This is a genomic window from Pseudoalteromonas ruthenica (genome assembly GCF_008808095.1).
Taxonomy (GTDB): domain Bacteria; phylum Pseudomonadota; class Gammaproteobacteria; order Enterobacterales; family Alteromonadaceae; genus Pseudoalteromonas; species Pseudoalteromonas ruthenica.
The window spans coordinates 1,995,851-2,007,708 of sequence record NZ_CP023396.1 but is presented as its reverse complement, the minus strand read 5'-3'; the positions used below and the strand labels follow the sequence as shown (position 1 = coordinate 2,007,708).

Genomic DNA, 11,858 nt, shown 5'->3' with positions numbered 1-11,858 from the left:
TGGGTAAGTATCAATGACACAAACAACGACCTTGTCACAACAAGGCATAGAGCAACTTACCATGGGGCGCTTCACCGAAGACGCCTACCTCAATTATTCCATGTATGTGATCATGGACCGGGCCTTACCTCATATTGGTGATGGCCTGAAGCCCGTGCAGCGGCGCATTGTCTACGCAATGAGTGAGTTGGGGCTCTCCGCAGCGGCGAAATATAAAAAGTCCGCCCGTACTGTGGGTGATGTGCTCGGTAAGTACCACCCCCATGGTGATAGTGCTTGCTATGAAGCTATGGTACTGATGGCACAGCCTTTTTCATATCGTTACCCGTTGGTTGATGGCCAAGGTAACTGGGGGGCGGCCGACGATCCTAAGTCTTTTGCGGCGATGCGTTATACCGAAGCGCGGTTGTCAAAATTCTCTGAGGTACTACTAAAAGAGTTAGGCCAGGGCACCGCTGATTGGATCCCCAACTTCGATGGCACCATGAAGGAGCCTGAGGTACTGCCTGCGCGCTTACCGCACATTTTACTTAATGGGGTAACGGGTATTGCTGTGGGCATGGCAACCGATATTCCACCACACAATGTGCGCGAATTGGCTAATGCCTGTTGTCTGTTATTGGATAAACCCAAGACCGAATTGGCGGAGTTACTGGAGCTGGTTAAGGCACCCGATTACCCCACCGAAGCGGAAATCATTACTCCCAAGGCGGACATTGAAAAGCTCTACACCAGTGGCCGTGGCTCACTGAAAATGAGGGCTAAATACCATATTGACCAGGGTGAAGTGGTGATCACTGCATTGCCACATCAGTGTTCAGGCGCCAAGGTGTTAGAGCAAATCGCCAACCAAATGACGGCAAAGAAACTGCCGATGGTGGCCGATTTACGCGACGAGTCGGATCATGAAAACCCAACCCGCATCGTAGTGGTACCGCGTTCTAACCGGGTAAAAGTCGAGCCGCTGATGGCGCATTTATTTGCCACCACGGATTTGGAAAAGAATTACCGCGTTAACCTCAATATGATCGGCCTTGATGGTCGACCGCAAGTGAAAGACTTACGCAGTATCCTTAGCGAATGGCTGACTTTCCGTCGTGATACGGTGCGTCGACGGTTGCAGTACCGCCTAGATAAAGTGCTCGCGCGACTGCATATTCTCGAAGGCTTGATGATTGCCTATCTCAATATTGATGAAGTCATAGCTATTATTCGCAGCGAGGACGAGCCGAAGCCGGTATTGATGGAGCGCTATGGCCTCAGTGAAAAACAAGCCGAAGCAATTCTCGATTTGAAACTTCGCCACCTTGCTAAGCTTGAAGAAATGAAAATTCGCGGCGAGCAAGACGAGTTAGAACAAGAGCGTGACAAACTGCAGCTGATCTTAGGTTCAGAGCGCCGTATGTCGACGCTAATGAAAAAAGAAATTCAAGAAGCGGCTGAGTTATACGGTGATGATCGCCGCTCGCCTGTAGTTGAACGTGAAGAAGCCAAAGCTCTGAGCGAAAAAGACCTGATCCCTTCAGAGTCGGTCACTGTGGTGCTTTCCGAAAAAGGCTGGGCGCGGGTGGCCAAAGGCCATGAAGTGGATGCTGAGGGCTTAAACTATCGCGCAGGCGATAAGTTTAAAGCCAGCGCCAAAGGCAAGAGCAATCAGCCGGCGGTATTCCTCGACTCCAGTGGCCGCGCCTTTGCCACCGATGCACACAGTCTGCCCTCAGCGCGCAGCCAAGGTGAACCGATGTCGGGGCGCTTTAATATCGCTGCGGGTGCCACACTTGAACACGCGGTGATGGCAGAGAATGAGCAACTGTTACTGATGGCCAGTGATGCCGGTTACGGTTTCGTTGCTGAATTTGCCGATTTGGTCAGTAAGAACAAAAATGGTAAGGCACTGGTAAGCTTGCCCAAAGGCGGGTTATTGCTCCAGCCCATTGCTGTAAACGATGTCAGTAAAGACTACTGCATGGCTATTTCCAGTGAAGGTCGCATGTTACTGTTCCCATTACGAGACTTGCCTAAGCTCGCCAAAGGGAAAGGGAATAAGATTATCTCCATACCCAGTGCCAAGGTACAGGCGCGCGAAGAGTATGTGAAGTTGCTCACCGTGGTTCCCGAGGGTGCGAGCGTGACCTTGCATGCAGGCAAGCGCAAACTAACGCTTAAGCCCGCAGACCTCGAACACTATTATGGAGAGCGCGGACGCCGAGGCAATAAGCTACCGCGTGGTCTACAGCGTGTGGATGGCTGTGATATAGAGCTGAGCGCCAAAGCCAGTGAAGCGCCCGACGAGGAAACGCTTAGCGAAGATTAAAAAAGAGGGCCTTGGCCCTCTTTTTACTTTAACTGCCTTTGTCACTTACAGGTCGAAGCGATCGGCGTCCATTGCTTTAACCCAGGCTTTGATAAAGTCGTGGACAAAGCGTTCTTTGTTATCGTCTTGAGCGTAAAACTCAGCATAACTGCGCAGGATAGAGTTTGAGCCAAACACCAGATCAACGCGGGTGGCGGTCCACTTCACTTTGCCTGTGCTGCGCTCAACAATGTCATAAAGACCATTCTCTTTAGGCTGCCACTGGTATGCCATGTCGGTGAGGTTGACGAAGAAGTCATTGCTCAGCACCCCTTCACGGTCGGTAAACACACCGTGCTTGGAGCCACCATGATTAGTGCCTAACATACGCATTCCGCCTAATAACACGGTCATCTCCGGTGCCGTTAAGCCCATCAACTGCGTGCGTTCAAGTAACAACCCTTCCGCTGGAACGGCGTAGTCTTGCTTTAACCAATTGCGATAGCCATCATGAATAGGTTCCAGTGGCTCGAATGACTCACCATCGGTCATCTCATCGGTCGCATCGCCGCGCCCTGCGCTAAAGGGCACATTGATATCTACGCCTCCGGCTTTTGCCGCTTGCTCAATGGCTGCAGTGCCACCGAGAACAATGAGGTCGGCCATGCTAATGGGTTTGTCTAAGGTGCTTTGCAATTGCGTCAAGACATCAAGTACTCGATTTAAGCGTTCAGGTTCGTTGCCAAGCCAATCCTTTTGTGGTGCCAGACGGATGCGCGCGCCATTGGCGCCGCCACGATAGTCTGAGCTACGAAAGGTGCGAGCACTGTCCCATGCAGTGCAGATAAGGTCGGCGGCACTCACTGGGCATGCCAGTATCTGCTGTTTAAGTTCAGCCTGCTCGGAACTACTAAGTACGTAATCGACACTAGGGATAGGGTCTTGCCAAATTAAATCTTCACTTGGCACATCGGCGCCGAGGTAACGAGATTTAGGGCCTAAATCACGATGGGTTAGTTTAAACCAAGCGCGGGCGAAGACATCGCTAAAGTAATCAAAGTCGTTGTGAAAGCGCTCGATGATTTTGCGATAGCTGGGGTCAAGCTTCATCGCCATATCGGCGTCGGTCATGATCGGATTGCAGCGAATGGAGGGGTCTTCAACATCAACGGGCTTATCTTCCTCTTTCATATCAATAGGCTCCCACTGCCAAGCGCCCGCAGGGCTTTTCTTGAGCTGCCATTCGTAGTTAAGCAGTAGGTGGCAATACCCGTTATCCCATTTTGTTGGGTAGGTGGTCCATGCTCCTTCTAATCCTGAAGTGACCGTATCGCGACCGATCCCGCGCTGGTGGTGGTTATTCCAACCCAGCCCTTGTTCGAAAACATCGGCGGCTTCGGGCTCGGGGCCAAGTATCTCGGCGTCGCCATTACCGTGAGTTTTGCCGACAGTATGACCACCGACGGTCAAGGCTGCGGTTTCTTCGTCATCCATGGCCATGCGGGCAAATGTCTCTCTGACTTGCGCTGCGGTCTTGAGCGGGTCTGGTTCGCCATTAACCCCTTCAGGGTTAACGTAGATAAGCCCCATTTGCACGGCGGCGAGAGGGTTTTCCATACTTTGCGGCTTCTCAACATTGTCGTAGCGCTCATCGCTCGGTGCTAGCCACTCTTTTTCTGCACCCCAATACACATCTTTTTCTGGGTGCCAAATATCTTCGCGGCCACCGGCGAAACCAAAGGTTTTCAATCCCATAGACTCATAGGCCATGTTGCCGGCAAGGATCATTAAATCGGCCCACGAGAGTTTGTTACCGTACTTTTTCTTGATAGGCCACAGTAATCGCCGTGCTTTATCCAAATTGGCATTATCAGGCCATGAATTAAGCGGAGCAAAGCGTTGGTTACCGGTACCACCCCCGCCGCGACCATCAGCAAGGCGATATGAGCCTGCGGAGTGCCAAGCCATACGAATCATCAACCCACCATAATGGCCCCAGTCGGCAGGCCACCATGCCTGGCTGTCAGTCATCAGTGTTTTAAGATCGTTTTTCACCGCCTCTAAGTCGAGCTTTTTGAACTCCTCAGCGCAATTAAAATGCTCGCCGTAGGGGCTTGTTTTGCTATCGTGCTGATGCAAAATATCGAGGTTGAGTGCGTTGGGCCACCAATCAGTATTAGGTTTTGCTTGCGTGGTTTGGCTGCCATGCATCACTGGACACTTACCCATATCGTCCTCCTTAAGGAATCTAACGGTAATAAATTCATTCACTTACTATAGAGCTGTGGAGATGAACTAAGATTAAACAAGTGTAGTCTATAAGGCCTTAATGACAGCGAAATTGGAAACGATAAAAACCGATGCGTGGCATCGCTTTTTTCCAACACGTATAGCGCACTTAGTGAGAAAGCAATAACAGCGTACAAGTGTTCGCTTAAAATTATTCGCCTATGTATAATGCCGACAATTCAGGTTATGTGGAGTTTATCGTGCTGGCTTTATTGCGTTTGTTAGCCATGGCTGTGTTTGTCCCCTTAAGCTTTATCGCGGGGTTTATCTTGTGCTTGGTACGCCCGTTTCACGGTGACAACGTGCGGGTGATTGGTAGCTGGTATGCAAAGATGCCTAAGTTGCTGGGGGTGAATGTTGTTATTGAGAAAGACCCAGCCATTGTGACTGGTTCGCCTGCGGTCTATGTTGCTAACCATCAGAATAACTATGATTTATTTTTACTCCCCGGTGCGCTGCAGCGTAATACCGTAAGTTTGGGTAAAAAAAGCTTAAAATGGATCCCATTTTTTGGCCAAATTTATTGGTTGTCGGGCAATATTCTTATCGATCGTGCGAATCGTTCGCGGGCGATGGCCACCATTGCTAAAACCACCGAAAAGCTCAAAAAAGGCGGGTTATCACTGTGGATGTTTCCAGAGGGCACCCGTAGTTATGGTCGTGGCTTGTTGCCATTTAAAACCGGCGCGTTCCACACCGCACTCAATGCCAAGGTCCCTGTGGTGCCGGTAGTAATGAGCGATACCCACAAAACCATCAAGCTAAATCGCTGGGATAATGGTACTATTTACATCAAAATGCTGGCGCCACAATTATTGGATGCCTCGATGAGCCCGCGCGAATATGCGGATCATTTCCATGCCTTGATGGCTCAGACACTGGCGCAATTGAATGAGAGAACATAATGGAAAACTGGCGCGAAATTAGCGAAGAAATTGTCGAATCCCTACTTGAAGATGGCTCTAATCCGGAAATTTTATATGAGGTAGAACATCACTTTGTGTGTGAAGATTTCAATGCCCTAGAAAACGCCGCGTTAGCTGCTTTTAAGGCTGGCTTTGATGTGGAAGAACCGGCTGAGTTGGAACTCGAAGAAGGAGGAACTATCTGGGGCTTTGATGTGGTGGTTGAGTCTGAGCTCGATGCCGACGTTATTATGGAAGATGTTGATAAGCTGGTAGCCATTGCCGCTGATAACGGTGTGGAATACGATGGCTGGGGCACTTACTTCCAAGACTAAAGGGTGGTTTTAACCACCTTTTATGGACTTTATTTACCATTTAGTGGTAATTTTATCTGAGTTTATTCAGCTTTCGTACAGTCCTCTATGTTGATCTCCTTACCTATTAGCGAGCTAAAACCCGGCATGTTTGTTGACCGGGTAAATAAGCAGGCCCAAGGTGCGTCAATAAAGATAAAAACCCGGGGCATGGTCAGAGATGCTTCCATCATTAAGCGCCTGCTGAGTGAGGGAGTGGAAGAGCTGACCATCGATTTCGCACAAAGCGATATCCCCATTCCCACGCATTTAAAACCCAAGTCTAAGAAAGAACACACTGGCGAGTCGCAAGATATCGCAAGCCAAGCAGAAAAGCCGAAGCTTAGTGACCGTGATCACAGTCAGGCGACGTTAGAGCAAGAGTTCCTCATCGCTAGCACTTGCTATGATCAAAGCTTGGGTAAACTGCGTGCCATGTACAACGAGCTGACCTCAGGCATGCAAGTCAATATGGCACTACTCAGTGGTATCGCTGATGATATTGTTGACTCAGTTTTTCGTAATCCAGACGCTATGGCCGCGCTGACACTGCTGCGCGATAGAAATAGCTACACTTGGCGTCATATGATGAATTGCGCCATTTTGACCGCTATTTTTGCCAAATATTTAGGTTTCGAAATTAATAAAGTGCGGCAAATGGCGTTAGCGGCCTTGTTGCATGACATTGGTCTTGCCAAAGTACCGCAAGGAATTCTATCAAAGCCAGGTAAACTCACTGAGCTCGAAACCAAGGCGGTACGTAAACACGTGGCGCTGAGCCTAACCATGCTTAAAGGGCAAAAGCACATCTCCAGCATGATGTTAGAAATGGTTGTTAATCATCATGAGCGTTTAGACGGCAGCGGCTACCCGCGTGGTATCAAAGCCGATAAATTATCGCGTGAAGCACGTATTTTAGCGCTGGTGGATGTGTATGCGGCGATGGTGGCAGATAAGCCCTATAAAAAAGGTGAGGAGCCGCTAACGGCACTGCGTTTCTTATTAGCGCAAAAGGCGATGTTTGACCAAGCCCTAGTACAGCGCTTTATAAAATGTGTCGGGATCCATCCTGTGGGAACCTTGGTCAAACTTACCAATGAGCGTCTGGCACTAGTAGTGCAGGGCAACGAGGCTAATCCTATCAAACCTAAGGTACGGGTGTTTTATAACACTCAGCACCGTCACCACATTACCGCCAAAGACGTCGATTTGAGTATCAGCAAAGACGACATCAAAATCTTGGGTAGCACCTCTCCCTTAGAGTTTGACCTTAATTTGTCTCGTTTGTTAAAGGAGCACTTGCTGCCTTAGCACGCTCACACTGTTTTTTTCCTTGGCGCTTAGCGGCGATTAATGCGCCACTAAAACAACTTCCCGTTAGTATAAACCATACCATAGTGCCTTGTGTCGTATGCAGGGCAATACAACACAGTCCCAAACTTACCAGCGAGGCCAGCATTGAAGCGAGCCAATATTGGCTTACGGGGTTGTCGCACTCGCCTTGATGGTGGCAGGCGCAGTAGTTCGCACGTAAAAATGCAAATACACTGATAGCGCAAAACACCAGCGCAACCAAAATAAGCATTATAACGAGCACCATAGGACATTCCTGTTCACTTTTTTAATACCCGCAGTGTAGCGATATTAGATAAATAGTCAATGATAATGAGAATTTATATCATTTGAGTGTTTGAGGTCTAATCAGTCTTTAAAATCGTAAAATTATGTAAATATTGCCCTTAAATTACGCTATGTTAACCATATTTAACAGTTTTTTTGCATGAAATACGCTAGTGTATGCCAGTTAAAATGACAACAATGAGAAAGAAGTATGCAATTTAAAAAGACAATTTTAGCGGCTTCATTGGCGCTATTATCAACAGAATCTTTCGCTGCCGCTTTTCAGCTGGCAGAGCAAAATGCGTCAGGCTTAGGCCGCGCCTACGCTGGTGAAGCAGCCATTGCTGATGATGCATCTGTGGTTGCCCGTAACCCCGCACTGATGTCGCAATTTGAAACGGCACAGTTGAGCGTGGCGGCAATTTATGTCGAGCCAGACGTGAGCCTTGAAGGCGAAAGCACCAACAATGGCCTAAACCCTAACGTGTTAAACGACGATAGCATCGCCCCTAGCGCGGTGATCCCTGCCGGTTACTTTGTACTCCCGGTAAACGATAAGGTGGCAGTGGGCTTTGGTGCCTTCTCTAACTTTGGTCTAGCTACTGAGTTTGCCAGTGATTATGCGGCAGGCCAGCTAGCTGGTGAAACTGAAATCGTCACCATTAACTCTAATGTATCGGTTTCTTATAAGGTGGACGAAGCTCTTACCTTGGCACTGGGTGTTAACCACGTGTACGCCGATGCAAAGATTGTCCGTAACCTTGGCGCAAACCCGTTAGGTGCACCGGCAAGCTTAGAAGCGGTTCACCTTGAGGGCGATGACTATGGCTTTGGCTGGAATGTAGGCCTGGCCTATGACCTAGATAGTGACAACCGCCTTGGCTTCCACTATCGCAGCGAAACAGACCTCACATTTGAGGGTGACTACACCAATCAGCTTCCGGCAGCATTGGGTGGCCTTAATGGGCAAACTTTACCTGGTACGGTTGATTTAACCCTGCCAGCGATTGCTGAATTCTCAGGCTCACATCAGTTAAACCAAGATTATGGCCTACACTACAGTGTGCTTTGGACAGGCTGGAGTAGCTTTGACAAGCTTGAAGCCTATGTGCCAGTGAGTGAGGGACCGGTATTTAGCAAAAACGAAGACTTCTCGGATTCAATCCGTGTGTCAATCGGTGGTGACTACCAGCTAACAAACGATATTAAATTGCGTGCTGGTTTAGCCTTTGATGAATCGCCAGTGGCGCAGAAGCATCTGTCTATCTCTATCCCAGATACCGACCGCTTCTGGCTCTCTTTTGGTGCGGAATGGTTTATCGATGAAGCGTCTAGCGTTGATTTAGGTGCCAGTATTTTACGCGGTAAAACCCAAAACTTTGTTGAAGGTGACAACCTAGGGCAGCAGTGGGGCTTTGAGTCGGAAGGCCATGCTTACCTGGTTGGTGCACAGTACAACTACAGCTTCTAAGCAATGCTGAGATGAAAAAGCCAAGCAACTGCTTGGCTTTTTTTATGATTGTTGCCTAATAGTTTTACAGGCTTTCGATTTTTGCTTTTTGCTCGAGCAATTTCGCCTTGGCTTCGCTGTACTCTGCAAGCTTCGACTTTTCTTTTTCAAGTACGGCTTCAGGCGCATTGTTGACAAACTTCTCGTTAGCGAGCTTTTTCTCAACTTGAGCCAGACCTTTTTCAGCTTTTTCCAATTGCTTAGCAATACGTGCTAACTCAGCGTCTACATCAATCAGCCCGGCCATGGGGATCATGATCTCGAGTTGACCCACATAGGCGGTCGCACACGCTGGCGCGTCGTCGACGTTATCAAGCACGGTCACATCTTCTAACTTGGCTAGAGCGGCTAGGAAAGTCTGATTTTCTTGTAAACGACGAGTATCCTCGGCAGAAGCCTGAGCAAGCAACACGTTCAATGGTTTGCTTGGGCTAATGTCCATTTCACCGCGAATATTACGAATGGCGACAATAAATTGTTTCATCCACTCTAAATCAGCCATCGCGGTGCTATCGACTTTATCTTGCTCAAACGCAGGGAACGCTTGGGTCATAATGGTATCGGCTTTGATACCTGCAAGCGGAGCCACACGCTGCCAAATAGTTTCGGTGATATATGGCATTAGCGGGTGCATCAAACGCAGTAGCCCTTCAAGCACAGTGATCAGGGTATGGCGAGTACCGCGTTGCTGGGTCTCGGTGCCTTTAAATAACACCGGTTTAGTTAGCTCGAGGTACCAGTCACAGAACTGGTTCCAGGTGAACTCGTAAATCGTGTTAGCAGCAAGGTCAAAACGGTAGTTGTCCAAGTGTTCAGTGAAGGTTTTCACGGTTTGTTGGAACTGCCCTTGAATCCAGCGATCCGCCAGTGAGTACTCGCGCTGTGCATCGTTGAAGCCGCAATCTTGCTCTTCGGTGTTCATAAGCACGTAACGGCTAGCGTTCCACAGTTTGTTACAGAAGTTACGGTAACCTTCTAGGCGGTTCATATCCCAGTTGATATCACGACCTGTTGACGCCATGGCTGCAAGAGTGAAACGCAGGGCATCGGTGCCATGCGGCTCAATGCCCTCAGCGAAGGTTTTACGAGTGTTCTTTTCGATTTTCTTCGCCAGTTGTGGCTGCATCATGTTGCCGGTGCGCTTAGTCACTAGGCTTTCCAAATCGATGCCGTCAATCATATCCAGTGGGTCAAGCACGTTGCCCTTAGACTTCGACATTTTATCGCCATTCTCATCGCGAATCAGGCCAGTCACATACACGGTTTTAAATGGTACCTGAGGCTTGCCATTGTCATCTTTGATGAAATGCAGAGTCATCATAATCATACGGGCAACCCAGAAGAAAATGATGTCGAAACCAGTGACCAACACGTTAGACGGATGGAATACTTTTAAGTCTTCAACGTTGTTCGGCCAACCAAGGGTTGAGAAGGTCCACAACGCTGATGAGAACCAAGTATCGAGTACGTCGTCATCTTGGCTGAGCGTAACATCGTCATCGAGGTTATGCTCGCGGCGTACTTCTGTTTCATCGCGTCCAACATACACGTTGCCGTCGTTGTCGTACCACGCTGGAATACGGTGGCCCCACCATAGCTGGCGTGAAATACACCAGTCTTGAATGTCGCGCATCCAAGAAAAGTACATGTTTTCGTATTGCTTTGGTACGAACTCAATATCACCGTCTTCAACGGCTTTGATAGCTGGCTCGGCCAGTGGCGCAACACGCACATACCATTGGTCGGTAAGTAGGGGCTCAATCACCACCCCAGAGCGATCGCCGTAGGGCACGGTTAAGCTGTGATCGTCAATCTTTTCTAATAACCCAGCCTGCTCGAACTCAGCAACCACTTGCTTACGCGCATCAAAACGGTCTAAGCCGTGGAAACGCTCAGGGATAGGGGCGTCTAACTGCAGTGGTTTGCCATCAAAGGTAAAAGTTTCGCCTTCGCTTAGAATCGCCGCATCTTTGTTGAATACGTTAATCATCGGCAACTGGTGGCGTTTACCGACTTCATTATCGTTGAAGTCATGCGCTGGGGTGATTTTCACACAGCCGGTGCCTTTTTCCATATCGGCATGCTCATCGGCAACGATAGGAATACGGCGGTTCACGATAGGCAGCAAGACTTCTTTGCCAATGAGGTTTTGGTAACGCTCGTCATCAGGGTTCACGGCCACACCAGTATCGCCGAGCATGGTTTCTGGGCGAGTGGTGGCGACGACGATGTAATCTTTGCCATCCTGGGTTTTGACGCCATCGGCCAATGGATAGCGCATATTCCACATATGCCCTTGTTTGTCTTTGTTTTCAACTTCAAGGTCAGAAATCGCGGTGTGTAGTTTTGGATCCCAGTTAACCAGGCGCTTACCACGATAAATTAAGTCGTCTTTATACAGGCGCACAAAGACTTCTTTAACCGCTTCAGATAGGCCATCATCCATAGTGAAGCGTTCACGGTCCCAATCCACCGAGGCGCCTAAACGACGCAGCTGCTTGGTGATGGTGCCGCCAGATTCATTCTTCCATTGCCAGATTTTATCGATAAAGGCATCACGACCTAAGTCATGGCGTGTTTTATCTTCCTCGGCGGCGAGTTTGCGCTCGACCACCATTTGTGTCGCGATCCCAGCATGGTCGGTACCAACCTGCCACAATGTGTTATTCCCTTGCATCCGCTTGAAACGGATTAAGGTATCCATGATGGTGTCCTGGAAGGCGTGGCCCATATGTAGGCTGCCGGTGACATTTGGTGGTGGGATCATAATTGAGTATGAGTCGCCTTCACCACTTGGCTTAAAGTAGCCGTTCTCTTCCCACTTCTGATAGAGGGATTGTTCAATATCTTGCGGATTATAGGTTTTATCCATTGCCCAGAACCTTAAC

Annotated in this window: 8 protein-coding genes; 5 read left to right on the top strand and 3 right to left on the bottom strand. The window is 49.0% G+C overall.

Annotated elements, in window-relative coordinates:
* Positions 1-13 precede the first annotated feature (13 nt).
* Positions 14-2,314: a DNA topoisomerase IV subunit A gene (parC, locus tag PRUTH_RS09390; protein ID WP_151173136.1), complete on the top strand. Its 2,301-nt coding sequence runs from the start codon at positions 14-16 to the stop codon at positions 2,312-2,314.
* A 45-nt stretch (positions 2,315-2,359) separates the two neighbouring features.
* Here parC and katG read toward each other — a convergent pair whose 3' ends face one another.
* Positions 2,360-4,522 carry a catalase/peroxidase HPI gene (gene katG, locus PRUTH_RS09385; RefSeq protein ID WP_151173135.1) on the bottom strand — a complete coding sequence of 721 codons (2,163 nt, stop codon included), beginning with the start codon at positions 4,520-4,522 and terminating at the stop codon, positions 2,360-2,362.
* Positions 4,523-4,782: 260 nt separating this feature from the next.
* Between katG and PRUTH_RS09380 the strand changes: the two genes are divergently transcribed.
* The 3 genes from PRUTH_RS09380 (at position 4,783) to PRUTH_RS09370 (ending at position 7,151) form a co-directional block, all read left to right on the top strand.
* Positions 4,783-5,487 carry a 1-acylglycerol-3-phosphate O-acyltransferase gene (locus tag PRUTH_RS09380; RefSeq protein WP_026111301.1) on the top strand — a complete coding sequence of 235 codons (705 nt, stop codon included), beginning with the start codon at positions 4,783-4,785 and terminating at the stop codon, positions 5,485-5,487.
* Positions 5,487-5,822, top strand: a complete 336-nt coding sequence (gene rraB / locus PRUTH_RS09375) for a ribonuclease E inhibitor RraB (RefSeq protein ID WP_022946294.1) — start codon at positions 5,487-5,489, stop codon at positions 5,820-5,822. Before PRUTH_RS09380 ends, rraB begins: the two co-directional genes overlap by 1 nt.
* Before the next feature lie 87 nt (positions 5,823-5,909).
* Entirely contained in the window at positions 5,910-7,151 is a 1,242-nt protein-coding gene (locus PRUTH_RS09370) for a cyclic di-GMP phosphodiesterase (RefSeq protein WP_151173134.1), read from the top strand.
* On the opposite strand, the gene PRUTH_RS09365 is transcribed toward PRUTH_RS09370, so the two are convergent.
* Positions 7,111-7,440 carry a hypothetical protein gene (locus PRUTH_RS09365; RefSeq protein WP_138547988.1) on the bottom strand — a complete coding sequence of 110 codons (330 nt, stop codon included), beginning with the start codon at positions 7,438-7,440 and terminating at the stop codon, positions 7,111-7,113. The two genes, PRUTH_RS09370 and PRUTH_RS09365, sit on opposite strands and share 41 nt — an antisense overlap.
* 231 nt (positions 7,441-7,671) lie before the next feature.
* Here PRUTH_RS09365 and PRUTH_RS09360 point away from each other — a divergent pair, with 231 nt between their 5' ends.
* A complete protein-coding gene (locus PRUTH_RS09360; RefSeq protein WP_130148491.1) occupies positions 7,672-8,931 on the top strand; it encodes an outer membrane protein transport protein in 1,260 nt (419 codons plus the stop codon).
* A 64-nt stretch (positions 8,932-8,995) separates the two neighbouring features.
* On the opposite strand, the gene PRUTH_RS09355 is transcribed toward PRUTH_RS09360, so the two are convergent.
* Positions 8,996-11,842 (bottom strand): valine--tRNA ligase, encoded by a 2,847-nt coding sequence (locus PRUTH_RS09355; RefSeq protein ID WP_151173133.1) that lies wholly within the window; start codon positions 11,840-11,842, stop codon positions 8,996-8,998.
* Positions 11,843-11,858: the final 16 nt, after the last annotated feature.